This window comes from Nocardiopsis sp. SBT366, from assembly GCF_001083815.1.
Lineage (GTDB): Bacteria > Actinomycetota > Actinomycetes > Streptosporangiales > Streptosporangiaceae > Nocardiopsis > Nocardiopsis prasina.
In genome coordinates this window covers 48,237-65,043 of the sequence record NZ_LAVM01000005.1, presented here as the reverse complement: position 1 = coordinate 65,043, position 16,807 = coordinate 48,237, and the positions used below count along the sequence as shown (strand labels likewise).

Here is a 16,807-nt window from a genome sequence, read left to right as displayed (position 1 = left end):
CAGCTCCGACCGGCCCGGGAGGGGACCACCGCGTCCGCGGTCCCTCCCGGAGCACCGCCGGACCGCCCGAACCCGGGTGAGAACCGCCGCACACCACGTTTCCGGCGGACGAAGGCACCACCCTTTCCCTTGAGGAGTAACCGTGATCCCCCTTTCCTTCGCGCAGCGGCGGCTGTGGTTCGTGAACCGGCTTGAAGGCGCGGGCTCGACCTACAACGTGCCGTTGGTGGTGCGGTTCGGTGCCGGTCTGGACGCCGCCGCTCTGGAAGCGGCGTTGGGTGACGTGGTCGAGCGGCACGAGGTGTTGCGGACGGTCTACGGGGAGCGCGGGGGCGAGCCCTTCCAGCGGGTGTTGGGGCTGGCGGAGGGGTTGCCGGGGTTCGAGGTGGTGGAGTGCGCTCCCGATGGGGCGGACGCGCTGGTGGGGGAGTTCGCGCGAACGCCGTTCGACCTCGCGGTGGACCGGCCGGTGCGGGTCCGCTACTTCGACTGCGGTCCCGGTGGGTCGGTGCTGGTGGTGCTGATGCACCACATCGCCACGGACGGTTGGTCCGAGGGCGTGCTCGTGCGGGACCTGGGGCGGGCCTACGCCGCGCGCCTCGCTGGCAGGGCGCCCGAGTGGGAGCCGCTGCCGGTGCAGTACGCGGACTTCGCCCTCTGGCAGCGGGACGTCCTGGGCTCGCCCGAGGACCCGGACAGTCTCCTGTCACAGCAGACGGACTTCTGGCGGGACGCGCTGGAGGGGGCGCCCGGATCCCTGGAGCTACCCTTCGACCGAGTACGTCCGGACACGCCCACGGGCCGGGGCGCGCAGGAGGCCCTCGACCTCGACGCGGACCTGCACGCACGCCTGCTGGAGGTGGCCGGTGCGCACGGTTGCACCCTGCTGATGGTGGTGCAGGCGGCGCTGGCGGTCGCGCTCTCCAAGGCCGGCGCGGGGGACGACGTGCCGTTGGGCACCCCGGTGGCCGGTCGTGACGAGGAGGCCCTGGAGGACCTGGTGGGGTTCTTCGTGAACACCCTGGTGCTCCGCACCGGGGTCCGCCCGGACCAGACGATCTCGGAGCTCCTCGCGCAGGTGCGCGAGGCCGACCTGCGCGCCTACGCCCACCAGGACGTCCCCTTCGACCTGCTGGTCGAGGCCCTCAACCCGGAGCGCGTGCCCGGACGCCACCCGCTGTTCCAGGTCACGGTCGCCGTGAACGGAGCTCAGGGGGATGGCGCGGACCCGGAGTTCGCCGGGGCGGTGACGACGGAGCTGGTCCCCGTGGACACGGGTGTGGCCAAGTTCGACTTCGCGGTGGGCTTCGTGGAGCGCCGGGACGGTTCGGGTGGGGCGGCGGGGCTGTCCGGTGTTGTGGAGTACGCGTGTGACCTCTTCGACGCCGCCACGGTCCGTGCCCTGGGCGCGGTCCTGGTGCGGGTGTTGCGCGCCATGGCCGGGGACCCGGAATCGACCGTGGGCGAGTGCGTCGAGCTGACGGAACCGGAGCGGGTGGCTCTGACCGATCGCGGTACGCCCGCGGTGAGCGCGGTGGCGACCGTCGTCGACTCACCGTCCGGCCCGCTGACTCCGCGTCAGGAGATCCTGTGCGGGTTGTTCGGGGAACTGTTGGGTCGGGAGTCGGTGGAGCCTGGGGAGAACTTCTTCCGTTCGGGTGGTAACTCGCTGCTGGCGCTGCGTCTGGTGTCGCGGGTGCGGTCGGTGCTCGGGGCCGAGGTGGGGGTGCGCGACTTCTTCCGTGATCCGACGGTGGCGGGTGTGGACCGGGTGATCGCTCGGGGGCGGGCGGTGGCGTTCCGGCCGGGGTTGGTCTCCGTGGAGCGTGGGGAGCTTTCTCCGTTGTCCTTCGCGCAGCGGCGGCTGTGGTTCGTGAACCGGCTCGAAGGGGCGAGTTCGACCTACAACGTGCCCGTGGTGGTGCGGTTCGGCGCCGATGTGGACGCCGCCGCTCTGGAGACGGCGTTGGGTGACGTGGTCGAGCGGCACGAGGTCTTGCGGACGGTCTACGGGGAGCGCGGCGGCGAGCCCTTCCAACGGGTGTTGGGGCCGGGGGAGGGCCTGCCGGGGTTCGAGGTGGTGGAGTGCGCTCCCGATGGGGTGGACGCGCTGGTGGGCGAGTTCGCGCGAACGCCGTTCGACCTCGCGGTGGACCGGCCCGTCCTGGTCCGCTACTTCGGCTGCGCGCGGGAGTCGGTGCTGGTGGTGCTGATGCACCACATCGCCACGGACGGCTGGTCCGAGGGTGTGCTCGTCCGCGATCTGTGCCAGGCCTACGCCGCGCGCCTCGCTGGCGGGGCGCCCGAGTGGGAGCCGCTGCCGGTGCAGTACGCGGACTACACGCTCTGGCAGAACGAGCTCCTGGACGAGCGGGACCCCGAGGGTGTGGCCGCCCGTCAGCTCGACTTCTGGCGGCGGGCCCTCGACGGGGCTCCCGAGGTCCTCGAACTACCCCTGGACAGGGCCCGACCCGAGGTCCCCTCGCACCGGGGTGAGAGCGTCCACTTCGAGGTGGACGCGGAGCTGCACACCGCCCTGGCGCGTGTGGCCAAGGAGCACGGCTGCACGCTGTTCATGGTGGTGCAGGCCGCGCTGGCGATCGCGCTGTCCAAGGCGGGGGCGGGTGAGGACATCCCGCTGGGCACCCCGATCGCGGGACGCACCGAGCCCGCGCTGGACGACCTGGTCGGGTTCTTCATCAACACGCTCGTCCTGCGCACCGACGTGTCCGGGGAGAAGACCTTCGCCCAGATCCTGGACGGCGTCCGGGAGACCGCTCTGGCGGCCTTCGACCATCAGGACGTCCCCTTCGACCTGCTCGTGGAGAAGCTCAACCCGGAGCGCTCGACCGCCCACCATCCTCTCTTCCAGGTCACGGTCGCGCTGAATCCCGCCTTCGCGGACGCCTCCGGCTTCGACGGTGCGGAGGTCACCACCGTCACCACGGGTGTGGCCAAGTTCGACCTGGCCGTGGGTTTCGTCGAGTACCGGGACGGCGGCGGCGCACCCGCCGGGCTCGGGGGCGCGGTCGACTTCGCCGTCGACCTCTTCGACGACTCGACTGTTCGAGCGCTGGTCGCGGTGCTGGACCGGGTGCTGCGAGCGATGGCCGGGGACACCGGGGCGGTGGCGGGTGCCGCGATCGGGTTGACGGACGAAGAGTGCGCGGCCCTGACCAACAGGGGCACGCTGACCGTGTCCGCGCCCGGTGACGACGAGGCTGCGGCCTCTGGTTCGCTGACTCCGCGTCAGGAGATCCTGTGCGAGTTGTTCGCGCGACTGTTGGGCCGGGAGTCGGTGGGTCCGGGGGAGAACTTCTTCCGTTCGGGCGGCAACTCGCTGCTGGCGCTGCGGCTGGTGTCGCGGGTGCGGTCGGTGCTCTGCGCCGAAGTGGGGGTCCGGGACTTCTTCCGTGATCCGACGGTGGCGGGTGTGGACCGGGTGATCGCTCGAGGGCGGGGGGTGACCTCCCGTCCGGAGCTGGTCCCCGCTGATCGCGGTGAACTGGCTCCCCTGTCCTACGCCCAGCGCCGACTGTGGCTCGCGAACCGGATCGAGGGCGCCTCCGCCACCTACAACGTGTCCGTCGCCCTGCGCCTGCGCGGGCGCCTCGACTCCGGTGCCCTGCGCGCGGCCCTCGGCGACACCGTGGACCGCCACGAGATCCTGCGCACCGTCCTCACCGAGCACGGGGAAGAGCTCCACCAGCAGGTGCTCGGAACCGGAGAGGCCCGTGCCCGGCTGGGCTTCGAGACAAGCGAACGCGCCGAGTCCGACGTCCCCGGCGCGATCGAGGAGTTCATCGGCCGGACCTTCGACCTGGCAGAGGACCTGCCGGTGCGTGCCGCGCTGCTCCGTGTCAGCGACCAGGAGTCGGTGCTGGTGGTGCTGATGCACCACATCGCGACCGACGGTTGGTCCGAGGGTGTGCTCGTTCGCGATCTGTGCCAGGCCTACGCCGCGCGCCTCGCTGGCGGGGCGCCCGAGTGGGAGCCGCTGCCGGTGCAGTACGCGGACTACACGCTCTGGCAGAACGAGCTCCTGGACGAGCGGGACCCCGAGGGTGTGGCCGCGCGTCAGCTCGACTTCTGGCGGCGGGCCCTCGACGGGGCTCCCGAGGTCCTCGAACTGCCCCTGGACCGGCCCCGACCGCCGACCCCCTCGCACCGGGGCGACAGCATCGTGTTCGACCTGGGCGCGGATCTGCGCGACCGACTGGAGGAGATCACCCGCGCCCGCGGCTGCACCCTGTTCATGGCGCTCCAGGCCGCCTTGGCGGTGACCCTGAACCGCTCGGGGGCGGGCGAGGACATCCCGCTGGGCACCCCGATCGCGGGACGCGCCGACCCCGCGTTGGACGACCTCGTCGGGTTCTTCGTCAACACGCTCGTCCTGCGCACCGACACCTCCGGCGACCCGTCCTTCACCGACCTGCTCGAACGCGTGAGGGAGACCGACCTGGCGGCCTTCGACCACCAGGACGTCCCCTTCGACCTGCTCGTGGAGAAGCTCAACCCGGAGCGCTCGACCGCCCATCACCCCCTGTTCCAGGTGATGATGGTCCTCCAGAACAACGCCGTGGTGGAGCCCCGCCTGCCCGGGCTCCGTGCGGACCGTGAGCCCTTCGGCTGGAAGACGGCCAAGTTCGACCTCACCTTCGCCTTCGGGGAGGGGCCCGACGGCCTGACCGCCGTCGTGGACTACGCCACGGACCTGTTCGACCGCCGGACCGCCGAGGACCTCGGCGAACGCCTGATCCGGGTACTGAACGCCGTCGCCGACGACCCCGAAGCCAGGATCGCCGACATCGCGGTGCTGACCGGGGACGAGTTCCACGCGCTGGTGCACGAGGTCAACGACACCGCGGCGGGTGAACCCTCGGCTCTCGTGCACGCGCTGTTCGAGGAACGGGCCGCGGCGGCACCCGACTCCCTGGCGCTGGTCTTCGAGGGCACCGAGGTCACCTACGCCGAACTGAACACCCGCGCCAACCGGCTCGCCCGACACCTGCGCGAGAACGGCGTCGCCCCGGGCAGCATGGTCGGCGTGCTCATGGAGCGCAGTGTCGAGTACGCCGTCGCGCTGCTGGCCGTGCTCAAGGCCGGTGCCGGGTACACGCCCCTGGACCCCGCCTTCCCCGACACCCGGCTGGCCGCGATGGCGTCCGCGTCAGGGACCCGCCTCGTCGTCAGCCGCGCCGACCTGCTGGAGCGCGAGACCGGGGCCCGGCACACCATCGCGGTCGACACGGTCGCGTCCGCGATCGACGGACACGACGGGAGCGACCTCGCCCTCGACCTGTCGCCGCTGAGCACGGCCTGCGTGATGTTCACGTCCGGATCGTCCGGTGTCCCCAAGGGGGTGCTCGCCCCGCACCGCGCCATCGTGTCCACCTTCACCGGCCAGGACTACGCCGACCTGGGCCCCGACCGGGTCTGGCTGCAGTCCGCACCCGTCTCCTGGGACGCCTTCGTCCTCGAGTTCTGGGGGGCGCTGCTCCACGGCTCCGTCTGCGTCCTGCACCCCGGTCAGGTCCCCGAGCCCCCGCGCATGGCGGAGCTCGTCGCCAGGCACGGCGTCGACTCGCTCTTCCTGTCCACCGGCCTGTTCAACCTGGTCGTGGACGAGTACCCCCAGGTCTTCGAGGGTGCGCTCCAGGTCCACGTGGGTGGGGAGAAACCGTCCGCGGAGCACATGCGCCGCTTCCGCGCCGCCTTCCCCGACATCCGCCTGCGCAACGGGTACGGGCCGGTCGAGAGCATGGTCTTCACCCACTCCCACGAGGTCCGCGATCAGGAGGACGGGCCGGTGCCCATCGGCGGGCCGCTCGCCAACCGCCGGGGCTACGTCCTCGACGAGCGCCTGCGCCCCGTACCCGTCGGTGTCCCGGGTGAGCTGTACGTGTCCGGGACCGGGCTGGCGCACGGTTACGTGGGACTCCCGGACCTGACCGCCGAACGGTTCCTGCCCGACCCTTTCGGTGAGCCGGGCGCCAGGATGTACCGGACCGGGGACGTCGTCCGCTGGGTCGAGGCCGGTCGCATCGAGTACCTGGGCCGCGCCGACGACCAGGTCAAGGTCCGCGGGTTCCGCGTCGAGCCGGGAGAGATCCAGGCCGTCGCCGCCGCGATGCCCGGTGTCGCCCAGGCGTTCGTCACGGCACGGCGGGACCACAGCGGCGCCATGGCCCTGGTCGCCTACGTCGTGCCCGCTGCGGGCGCGTCCCTGGAGGGCGCGCTGGTCAGGGCCGCCGTCGCGAAGGTCCTGCCCGACTACATGGTTCCCTCCGCCGTGATGGTCCTGGACGCCCTTCCCCTGAACGGCAACGGCAAGTTGGACCGACGCGCCCTGCCCGAGCCGGACTTCGCCGCCGCCACGGGCTCCGGCCGCGCCCCCCGGGGCCCGCGCGAGGAGATCCTGTGCGGGCTGTTCGCCGAGGTCCTCGGCCTGGACCGGGTCGGCATCGACGACTCCTTCTTCGACCTGGGCGGCCACTCCCTGCTCGCCACCCGCCTCATCGCGCGTGTGCGCTCCGTGCTCGGCGTCGACGTCGAGCTGCGCGAACTGTTCTCCTCGCCCACCGTCACGGGCGTGGCCCGGGTGGTCGAGGCCGCCGGGGACCGCCCGTCCCGCCCCAGGGCGGTGCCCCGGTCGCGACCCGAGCTCCTTCCGCTGTCCTCCGCCCAGCGCAGGCTGTGGTTCCTGCACCAGGTCGACGGCCAGGAACGCGCCTACAACATCCAGACCGTGCTGCGCCTGGACGGCCGCCCCGACCCCGACGCGTGGACGGCCGCCCTCGCGGACGTCGTCCAGCGGCACGAGGCACTGCGAACGGTCCTGCCCACCGAACAGGGGGAGCCCTACCAGCACGTCACTGACGGCTCCGCGATCCGCCTCCGGGTGCGCGCGGTCGAACCCGAGCAGATCCCGGACGTACTGAGGGACATCGACGCACACGTCTTCGACCTGGAGGCCGGACCGCTGGTGCGCGCCGACCTGCTGCTCGCCGGGGAGGGCGACTCGGCCCTGGTGGTGCAGATGCACCACGTCATCGGTGACGGCTGGTCGCTCGCGCCGCTGCTCCGGGACCTCCAGGAGGCCTACGCGGCCCGCTTCGAGGGACGCGCCCCCGACTGGGACGCGCTGCCCGTCCAGTACGCCGACTACACCCTGTGGCAGAACGACCTGCTCGGCGATCCCGGCGACCCCGACTCCGCGCACAGCCGCCAGTCCCGGTACTGGGAGCGGGCGTTGAGCGGGTTGCCCGAGGTCGCGGAGTGGCCGCTCGACTTCCCCCGACCCGCCGAGGCCCGGCACGAGGGCGGCACGGTCACGGCGGTCCTGCCGGACGAGGTCTACGACGGGCTCCGGCGCGTCGCCCGCGAACACGACTGCACCCTCTTCATGGTGGTGCATGCCGCGCTGGCCGCCCTGTTCACCAGGATGGGCGTGGGCGACGACATCGCCGTCGGCACTCCGGTGGCGGGCCGGACGGACCCGGCCTTCGACGACCTGGTCGGCTTCTTCGTGAACACCCTGGTGCTGCGCACCGACACGTCCGGGTCGCCCACCCTCGCCGACCTGCTGGCCCGGGTCCGCGAGGCCGACCTGGCCGCGTTCGACCACCAGGACCTGCCCTTCGAGCAGGTGGTGGAACTCGTCAACCCCACCCGCAGCACCGCGCACCACCCCCTCTTCCAGGCCATGCTCTCCCTGGCCACGGGCGAGGTCTCGGACGAACCGGGCACCCCCGGACAGGACTCCGGCCGGTACGGCCGGGCGGAGATCGACACCGCCAAGTTCGACCTCGGCCTGACCGTCGGCGACCGTTCCCCGGACGGCACCCGTCCCGCGGTCCTCGCACTGGAGTACGCCACCAGCCTGTTCACCGAACGGACCGCGCGATCCCTGCTCCAGCGCCTGGTCGCCGTGATGGAGGCCTTCGGCGCCGACACCTCCCAGGGCCTCGACGAACTCGACGTCCTCATGCCGCACGAGCGCGTCGGACGGCCCGCCGAGACGCACCCTGACCCCGGAGAGCGGCACCCGGCCTTCCTCGAAAGGCTCGCGGAACAGGTGCGACGCACGCCGGACCGCACCGCGGTGCTCTTCGGCGACACCGGACTCACCTTCGGCGAGCTGGACGCGCGGGCCAACCGCCTCGCCCACACGCTGATCGGTCTGGGCGCTGGCGCGGACCGTCCGGTGGCCCTCCTGATGGGGCGTTCGGCCGACCTGGTCGTCGCCATGATCGCCGTCCTCCGGAGCGGCGCACCCTTCCTGCCGCTGGACCCGCGCAACCCCGCGGGACGGATCACCGCCATCCTGGAGGAGGCTGGCGAGGGACTGCTGCTGACGGACGCGCGGAACCGCGTGCACGAGGCGGTGCGGGCGCTCCCCGATTCCACCCACGTACTGGTCGCCGACGAACAGGTGGCCGCGCCGGACGCGCCCGCGACCGACCCCGGTGTCTCCCGGCACCCCGGCTCCCTCGCCTACGTGATCTACACGTCCGGATCGACGGGCCGACCCAAGGGCGTGGCCGTGACCCACGCCAACCTCGCCCACCTGGTCGCCTCTCTGGAGGAGAGCGGCTACCACCTGCCCGAACCCGGGGTCTCGGCCTGGACCGCGAGCGCCGCGTTCGACGCCTCCATCCAGCAGTGGGGCGCGATCTGCCGGGGGGACACGGTGCTGGTCGTCGCCGACGAGATCCGTGACGAACCGGACTCCTTCGTCCGCGAGGTGGCCCGGCACCGTGTCACCTACCTGAACCTGACCCCCACCCACTGGGAACTGGTACGCGACAGGCTTCTCCCCCGACCGGCCGGGGCCTGGCCGCTGCGCCTGGCCCTGGGCGGGGAGGCCGTGCCCGCGCAGACGTGGACCGATCTGGCCGCCGGGGCGGACGACGTCACCGCGTTCAACCTCTACGGCCCCACCGAGACCACGGTCGACGCCACGATGGCCGAGGTGACCGGCGCGCACCCGCACATCGGCCGGGGCCTTCCGGGCACGCTGACCCGCGTCCTGGACGAACGGCTGCGACCGGTGCCGGACGGCGTCGTCGGTGACCTGTACCTGGCCGGTGACGGCGTGGCACGCGGATACCTGCACAGGCCCGGCCTGACCGCTGGACGGTTCGTGACCGATCCCCACGGCTCACCCGGCTCCCGCATGTACCGGACCGGAGACCGGGTCTCCCGGACCCCCGACGGCGACATCCGCTTCCATGGGCGTGAGGACGACCAGGTCAAGATCCGTGGCTTCCGCATCGAACTCGGCGAGGTCGAGGCCGTGCTCTCGGCGCACCCGGCCGTCGCCCACGCGGTCGCCGTGGTCCGTGAGGACCGGCCGGGCGACCCGCGGCTGGTCGCCTACCTCGTGGCCGAGGACGGCCACGGGATCGACACCGAAGCTGTGGCCGCGCACACCGCGCGATCGCTGCCGGAGTACATGGTCCCCGCGGCAACCGTCGTCCTGGACACCCTCCCGCTGAACTCCAGCGGCAAACTGGACCGGCGGTCCCTCCCCTCGCCGCAGTACACGCCCACCGCCGTGGGCCGCGAGCCCCGCACACCCCGAGAAGAGGCCTTCTGCGCGCTGTTCGCGGAGATCCTGGGCCTGGACCGGGTGGGGATCGACGACTCCTTCTTCGACCTCGGCGGGCACTCGCTCCTGGCCGCCCGGCTGGTCGGCCGGGCCGCCGCGGACCTGGGGATCGAGCTCAGGGTCCGGGACGTCTTCCGTTCGCCGACCGTCGCGGCGCTGGCGGGCGAGCCGGGCGGGGACCAGCAGGTCACCGGCGACGCCCCGGTGGAGAACACCGCGGGCGCGTTGGAGGTCCTGCTTCCCCTGCGCAAGCACGGAGAGCGCCCCCCGCTCTTCGCGGTGCACCCGGGCGCGGGGATGAGCTGGTGTTACGCCGGTCTGGTCCAGCACCTGCCCGGCGACCAGCCCCTGTACGGATTGCAGACGCGGGCGCTCACCGTCCCGGGTGAGCTGCCGAGCAGCGTCGCCGAGATCGCCGAGGACTATCTGGAGCGCGTCCGCTCCGTCCGGCCCCACGGCCCGTACCGGCTGCTGGGGTGGTCGTTCGGCGGCCTCGTCGCCCACGAGATGGCGGTCCGCCTCCAGGACGCGGGCGAGGAGGTGTCCTTCCTCGGACTCATGGACTCCTATCCCGTACCGCCCGGCGCCGAGCGCACCGACTTCTCCCATGACGAGGTGCTGGCCATGATGCTCGACGTCCCACCCGGCGTCGGCTCCGTGGGAGCCCCGATCGACCGCGAGGACGTGGTCCGGCGGGTACGGCAGGGCGATCCCGTCCTGGCCGAGTTCGCCCCCGCCGACCTGGCCGCCCTCGTGGACGCCGCGGTCAACCACGCGGTCGTCATGAACCACCACACTCCCGGAACCTTCACCGGGGACACGGTCTTCTTCCGCGCAACGCGCGGGAGGAACGAGTACTCGCCCGAGGTCGAGTACTGGAAGGAGCACATCGACGGCCGTATCGAGGTCCATGACATCGACTCCACGCACATGGGGATGACCCGCCCGGAGTCGGTGGGACTGATCGGTCGACTGGTGTCCGCCCAGATGGAATCCACCACCTTCGAACAGCTGAGGAGCTGACGATGAACAACCCGTTCGACAACGCCGAGGGTACTTTCTACGTCGTGGTCAACGCCGAGGGCCAGCACTCCTTGTGGCCGTCCTTCGCCGACGTCCCCGCTGGCTGGGACGTCGTCGCGGGGGAGGACACCCGCGAGGCCTGCCTGCGCTACGTCGAGGAGAACTGGACCGACATCCGGCCCCGCAGCCTCGCCGCCGTCTGACCGAGCACCACCGCTCCACCCTCTGGTGCGGGCCCGCGCGACGGGCCCGCACCCGGACACACCGGCCCGGCGGCGCCACCCGCGCCGCCCTTGCCCGTCCCCACCCCGTCTCCCCGCCCGCCCCTCCTCCCCACCAGCCGGTAGCACCAGGAATCGAGAGTAGAGACCATGTCCGTACAGACCAGACCGGGCAGACCGGTCCGTGGCCTGGGCCGCGACTTCAACCGCTTCTGGGTCGGGAGCATGAGCAGCAGCGTGGCCGACGGAATCATGGCGACGGTGCTTCCGCTGATGGCGGCCATGTTCACCAACGACCCCGTCCTGGTCGCCGGGCTGGCCTTCGTGCGATTCCTGCCCTGGCTGATCTTCGGCCTGTTCGTGGGCGCGCTCGTCGACCGCCTCGACCGGGGCAAGGTGCTGATCGTCGCGAACCTGGTGCGCGCCGCCACCCTGGTGGCGCTCGCGGTGGTCGTCGCCGCGGGCAACGCCACCATCCTCACCCTCTACGCGGTGATGTTCGTCGTCATGTCCTGCGAGGCGTTCTACGACATCGGCGGACGCGCCCTCATGCCCGAACTGGTCGCCAAGACCTCCCTGGACCGGGCCAACAGCCGTATCGTCGGCGGCCGGGTGGTCGTCCAGGACTTCGGCGGTGCTCCCATCGGCGGTCTCCTGATCGTGGTCGCGGCGGCTCTCCCGCTCGCGGTCAACGCCGGCGCCTACCTTCTCGGCGCCCTCATCCTCATCGGCCTGCCGCTGAGCGCACGACGGCCCCGGGCCGCGGTACGGGACGCCCGGACTCCGGCGGTCTCCATCCTCGCCTCCGTCCGCGAGGGGACCACGTTCCTCTGGAACGACCGGCCCCTCAGGTACCTGGCGCTGCACGGCTCGCTCGTGGCCATGGGCTTCATGCTCCAGTCGTCCGTGCTGGTCCTCATCCTGCGGGTGCACTTCGGGGTACCGGAGGCGCTGTACGGAGTGTTCATCTCCTCCGCCGCCGTCGGGGCGCTGCTCGGAGCGCTCTCGGTCTCGCGCGTGGTCGCCTTCCTGGGGCGCTTCCGTACCCAGGTCATCGCCTTCACGGTCATGGGTGTGGGCTGCATCGGGTTCATCGTGTCGCCCAACGCGTACGTGGCCGGGTTCTTCTGGGCCCTGATCGCGGTGGCCATGGCCCTGTCGAACACCGTCACCATCGGGGTCGCCCAGCTCGCCATCCCCGCCGAACTGCGCGGACGGGTGCTGGGGTCCGTGCAGATCTTCGCGATGACCTTCAACGCCGTGGGCGCCCTCATCGGCGGTTTCCTCGGCCGCGTCGACCTGCGCCTGCCGTCACTGATCGGCGGGGTGGTCGTCATCACCGCCACCCTGCTCCTCCTGCCCGCGCTGCGGACCATGGCACGGCGCGCGGACGAGGCCGAGGACAGGGACCGTCAGGAGGCGGAGGACGGGGAGTAGGTAGGCGTCCCGCACCGGAGCGCCCTGCGGAGAGGGACTCGGACGGCGGCCCCGGTCAGTTCTGGCCGGGGTCGAGTGCCGCGTCGAAGGCGGTCACCAGGAAGACGTCGTCGTCCGAGCTGTGGTCGAAGATCAGCGCGGTGCTGCCCGAGGACAGGACCTCACCGCTGATGGTGCGTACGGGGATGGAGATGGAGGCACCGCCCGCGGTGGTGATCTCGGCCTGGCCGAAGTCCTCGCGGGCCTCACCGATCCGGATGACGCAGGTGCGCCCGACCAGCTCGTGCTTGGAGTCGCCGCCGCGCGCGGGCAGGAAGCGCTGGAACCCCATGACCACGCCGCTGGTGACCGCCCAGGCGACGACCAGGGCGATGACCAGCACCACGGCGCCGAGGGCGTAAAGCAGGGGGGTGGAGGTGGTGTCGACGAGGGTGGTCAAGATGCTTCCCATCATGCTGGCGAACCAGGCGACACAGATCAGCAGAGTGAGGGCCACGGTCACCGGAACCCGGCCGAGTCCCGCCCTGCTGAGGAACGCGCTCAGTCCGACGGCGTCGCCGTTGGAGTCCACGCTGTCGAGCAGTTCGGTGTCGGCGGCGCCGACGATCACGAAGATCCAGTAGCCCAGGACGACGATGAGCATCGGTGTGAACAGGACCGTGGGGAAACCGAAGGCGGCACCCAGGAAAACGCCCATCCCGTGCCCCCGCTCGCGCTGTTCGAACCGTCCCGGAACTCTACCGAACGCCCCAGTTCAGGACGGCCCCCGGGGCCTCTCCTGACCAGTTGTGGCCAGGGCGGGTGTGTGCCCTCGGGTCCCGGTGATCCGGGAGATCCCCGTTGTCCCGGGAAGGCGGTTGCTGTTCCCATCTCCGCCCCCACGGTGCATGCGTGGATGATTCGCTGGTCTTCCCGGTGCTGGCCGCCCCGCGCCGTGGCGCGTCATGGGCCGGGCGACGACACCGATGCCGTGGCGATGGCCGAGAAACAGGAAAATGCCGCTGACCTGGGTGAACATGAGCATCAACTCGGGCAGGAGTGAAGTAGGAAGCATCTCGGGACGGGTGTCGATTCCGGGTCGGCCCGTTCGAGTACCGGTGAGAGCGGGGGAGCGGACCCGCACCCCACCCGGAGCGGAGAACACCATGCGCTACCTGATGTCGATCATGAGCACTCCCGAGACCGAGGCCGCCGACTACGAGGTCGGCGCCGAGGTCTACGAGGAGATGGGCAAGTACAACGAGGAGATGATCCGGGCCGGAGTCCTGCTGGCAGGGGAGGGGCTCGCGCCCACCTCCGCCGGGGCCGAGGTCATCTTCAGCGACGGTGAGGCCACGGTGCTGGACGGTCCCTTCACCGAGGCCAAGGAGTTCATCGCGGGGTACTGGGTGCTCCAGGTGTCCTCGCACGCGGAGGCCTTGGAGTGGGCCAAGCGGTGCCCGCACCCGGCCAAGGGCGATCCGACCGAACTCAAGCTCCAGCTGCGGCGCATCGCCGAGCTCGAGGACCTCGAGGGCATGCCCGAGGAGGTCAAGGAGCACGAGCGCGAACGGCGTGCCCAGGAGGAGAGCCGCAACGGCTGAGCTCCGCCCCGGGTTTCCGGACCCCGTTGCACCGGTGTGGCCCGTGGTGCTGCGAAGGACCCATGGGCCACACCGGCGTCGGACGCGAGGTGGAGGCGGTTCTGGCGCGTCGAGTCGGCCTGCCTCGTCGCCACGCTCACCGGCATGGTCGGGCAGGCCTGGCTCGCTGAGGAGTTCGCCAGGACGCCCTGGTCTCCGCCCTGGAGAAGCGGCGTCCGGTTCGACCCGAGGACACCGACTGGAGCGCGCGCGGAGCCCGTCCGCCCGACCGAACTCACCCGTAACGAAGGCGAACGTGGCCTTCTCCTGGAACGCGCCCGGGTCTGGACGGTCAGGGGCGGTCCTGTGAGTGGCGGGCCCGGTGGTTCGCGACGTTGAGTCGGTTCCCGCACAGGCTCGGGGTGCAGTAGCGCCGTCGCCCCGCACGGCTGGTGTCGACGAACATGCCCTCGCACAGGGGTGAGGCGCAGTACCGGAACCGGTCGTGGCTCAGGACCTCGAGGACGCCGAGGAGCCCGGTTCCGACGAGCACCGCCAGCCGGTCCGCGAACGAGGCGTCCGGCACGATGCCGACGTACCACCGCCACCGGCCGTCAGCGTCGCGCTCCAGGGAGGGGCCGCCAGCCGCCCGCGCGACCAGGTCGTTGGCGGCTTCGGCGGTCTCGTTCTCGTCCTCCGTCTCCAGGATGCCGCGGACCCGGCGCCGCAGGGTCAGCACCTCCTCGAGGTCGTCCGGGCTCGGCTCACCCCAGTCGACGCCGTTCTCGGCCAGGAACTCCCGAAGCGCCCCGGTGCCGGAGAGCGCGTCTCCGGCCTCGCGGACCTGGGGAGAGGTGTTGACCAGGTCGGTGGCCAGGGCCGCCCCGGGGATGTAATCGGTGAAATCTATTTTCAAGCCTTACTCCATGCTAGCGTAAGCGTTGAAAATAGATTACACGCCTTACATGGGGGTTCGCTGTGTCGACCGACACCGAAAACTGGCAGCTCACCGACCGCGTCCGCCTCTCCGGCGGCGAGGTCCTCACCGGGGTCTTCGGGGACGGTGGCCCGCCCGTGGTCCTGGTCCACGGCACCCCGGCGTCGTCCTACCTCTGGCGCGGGGTCGTCCCCGCCCTCGCGCGGGAGCACACCGTCCACGTGTGGGACATGCTCGGTTTCGGAAGCTCCCACCCCGCACCGGGGGTGGCCCCGTCGATCGCCCGGCAGGCCCGCGCCCTGGCCGAGCTCGTCGAACACTGGAACCTGGAGGCGCCGGACCTGGTCGGACACGACATCGGTGGCGGTGTGGTCATGCGCGCCCACCTCGTAGAAGGGGTCCCCGCGCGCCGCCTCGCCCTGCTGGACGCCGCCGTCATCGGCCCGTGGAACACCCGTTTCACCGAACACATGCAGCGTCACGCGGACGTCTACGCGACCATGGAGCCGAGCGTGTTCGCCGACATCATCAACCCCCGCGTGCACACTGCCACCAGCCGTCCGATGACCGACGAGGTCGCGGCTGCCTACCTCGCACCGTGGGCTGGTGAGGAGGGGCAGCGGCGCTGGATTGATCAGGTCGCGGCTGTCAGCTACCGCGACACCGAGGACGTCGTGCGTCGGCTGGGCGAGGTCACCGTGCCCACCCTGGTCCTGTGGGGAGAGGATGACAGCTGGATGCCCACCGCGATGGGCGACGAACTCGCCGCGGCGATCCCGGCCGCCGTCCAGGAGAGAATCGCGGGGGCGGGCCACTTCCTCCCCGAGGACGCCCCGGACGAGACCGCGGAGCGGCTCCTGCGCTTCCTCGGTCCCGGTGAGGACCGGCGCGGCACCGCCTGACCCCGGTTCTGCCGTGGGCAGGAACCCTGGCGTCGGCCCGGGACCACCGTCCAGACTGGCCGCATGACGAGACTTCTGGTTCTGGGCGGTACGGAGTTCGTGGGGCGAGCGGTCGCGGAGGAGGCGGTCGCCCGGGGCTGGGAGGTCACCGTCTTCCACCGGGGGACGCACGCGGCGCCCGCCGGGGCCGAGGTCCGGCACGGTGACCGCACCGAGCCGGGCGGGCTCGCCGCCCTGGAGTCGGGGGAGTGGGACCTGGTGGTCGACACCTGGGCGAAGACCCCCGTGGCGGTGGCTGACGCGGCCCGGCTGCTGCACGGCAGGGTCGGCCACTACTCCTACGTGTCCAGCCGTTCCGTGTACGTCTCGCCCGCCGCGCCCGGAGCCGACGAGGACGCCCCCGTGGTGGAGGCCTCCGTTGACGACGACGGCACCGACTACGCGCGGGCCAAGCGCGGCGGTGAGCTGGCGGCGGAGGCGGTGTTCGGTGACCGGTCGCTGTTCGTCCGCGCGGGGCTGATCCTGGGCCCGTACGAGAACATCGGTCGGTTGCCGTGGTGGCTCAGCCGGATCGCCAGGGGCGGGCCGGTGCTGGCTCCCGGGCCGAGGGATCTCCCGCTCCAGTACGTGGACGCGCGAGACCTCGCGGCCTGGACCCTCGACGCGGCGCAGAAGGGGCTGAACGGGCCGTACAACATGGTCAGCCCGATCGGGCACACCACCATGGAGGGCTTCCTGGCGGCGTGCAGGGAGGTCACCGGCTCCGACGCGGACCTGCGCTGGACCTCACCCGAGGTCATCGCGGAGGCCGGGATCGCTCCTTGGCGGGAACTGCCGGTCTGGCTGCCCCCGGGCGAGCTGCACGGGTTCCTGCATCAGGGGAATGTCGACCGCGCGCTCGCGACCGGGCTGCGTTGTAGGCCGGTGGAGGAGACCGTCGCGGACACCTGGGCGTGGCTGGAGTCCGTGGGCGGGGAAGCAGAGCAGCGACCGGACCGTCCCAAGGTGGGCCTGGACCCGGAGGTCGAGGCCCGCGTCCTGGGGTTGTGAGGTTCCTGGAAGCTGGCCTTCGGGTTGGGGCGAGGCTTCGATTGAGGGGCATCGTCGAGTCA

At 71.6% G+C, this 16,807-nt stretch carries 8 protein-coding genes; 6 read left to right on the top strand and 2 right to left on the bottom strand.

The annotated features are described in order from the left end of the window. Window positions 1–142 precede the first annotated feature (142 nt). The 3 genes from ADX84_RS02530 to ADX84_RS02520 all read left to right on the top strand — a co-directional run bounded on the left by ADX84_RS02530 (window position 143) and on the right by ADX84_RS02520 (window position 12,294). Entirely contained in the window at window positions 143–10,636 is a 10,494-nt protein-coding gene (locus tag ADX84_RS02530; RefSeq protein WP_049566757.1) for a non-ribosomal peptide synthetase, read from the top strand. 2 nt (window positions 10,637–10,638) lie between these two features. After that, window positions 10,639–10,839 carry an MbtH family protein gene (locus tag ADX84_RS02525; RefSeq protein WP_049566754.1) on the top strand — a complete coding sequence of 67 codons (201 nt, stop codon included), beginning with the start codon at window positions 10,639–10,641 and terminating at the stop codon, window positions 10,837–10,839. Between the two features lie 168 nt (window positions 10,840–11,007). Beyond that, a complete protein-coding gene (locus tag ADX84_RS02520) occupies window positions 11,008–12,294 on the top strand; it encodes an MFS transporter (RefSeq protein WP_049566752.1) in 1,287 nt (428 codons plus the stop codon). A gap of 55 nt (window positions 12,295–12,349) precedes the next feature. Here the strand turns inward: ADX84_RS02520 and ADX84_RS02515 are convergent, their stop codons facing one another. Then, on the bottom strand, window positions 12,350–12,991 hold the full coding sequence (locus tag ADX84_RS02515) for an OB-fold-containig protein (protein WP_049566749.1): 642 nt from the start codon (window positions 12,989–12,991) through the stop codon (window positions 12,350–12,352). 448 nt (window positions 12,992–13,439) lie between these two features. Here ADX84_RS02515 and ADX84_RS02510 point away from each other — a divergent pair, with 448 nt between their 5' ends. After that, a complete protein-coding gene (locus ADX84_RS02510) occupies window positions 13,440–13,877 on the top strand; it encodes a YciI family protein (RefSeq protein WP_049566745.1) in 438 nt (145 codons plus the stop codon). A gap of 331 nt (window positions 13,878–14,208) precedes the next feature. Here ADX84_RS02510 and ADX84_RS02505 read toward each other — a convergent pair whose 3' ends face one another. Beyond that, a complete protein-coding gene (locus tag ADX84_RS02505; RefSeq protein WP_049566742.1) occupies window positions 14,209–14,772 on the bottom strand; it encodes a CGNR zinc finger domain-containing protein in 564 nt (187 codons plus the stop codon). 62 nt (window positions 14,773–14,834) lie between these two features. Between ADX84_RS02505 and ADX84_RS02500 the strand changes: the two genes are divergently transcribed. Together ADX84_RS02500 and ADX84_RS02495 are read left to right on the top strand one after the other, a co-directional pair. Then, window positions 14,835–15,695 (top strand): alpha/beta fold hydrolase, encoded by an 861-nt coding sequence (locus tag ADX84_RS02500; RefSeq protein WP_049566739.1) that lies wholly within the window; start codon window positions 14,835–14,837, stop codon window positions 15,693–15,695. 63 nt (window positions 15,696–15,758) lie between these two features. Beyond that, on the top strand, window positions 15,759–16,745 hold the full coding sequence (locus ADX84_RS02495) for an NAD-dependent epimerase/dehydratase family protein (protein ID WP_049566736.1): 987 nt from the start codon (window positions 15,759–15,761) through the stop codon (window positions 16,743–16,745). The last annotated feature ends 62 nt before the right edge of the window (window positions 16,746–16,807 follow it).

Bases quoted from the DNA above. Each gene is read 5' to 3' on its own strand.
- ADX84_RS02525 (WP_049566754.1), top strand. From the start codon at position 10,639: ATGAACAACCCGTTCGACAACGCCGAGGGTACTTTCTACGTCGTGGTC.
- ADX84_RS02495 (WP_049566736.1), top strand. From the start codon at position 15,759: ATGACGAGACTTCTGGTTCTGGGCGGTACGGAGTTCGTGGGGCGAGCG.
- ADX84_RS02510 (WP_049566745.1), top strand. From the start codon at position 13,440: ATGCGCTACCTGATGTCGATCATGAGCACTCCCGAGACCGAGGCCGCC.
- ADX84_RS02520 (WP_049566752.1), top strand. From the start codon at position 11,008: ATGTCCGTACAGACCAGACCGGGCAGACCGGTCCGTGGCCTGGGCCGC.
- ADX84_RS02515 (WP_049566749.1), bottom strand. From the start codon at position 12,991: ATGGGCGTTTTCCTGGGTGCCGCCTTCGGTTTCCCCACGGTCCTGTTC.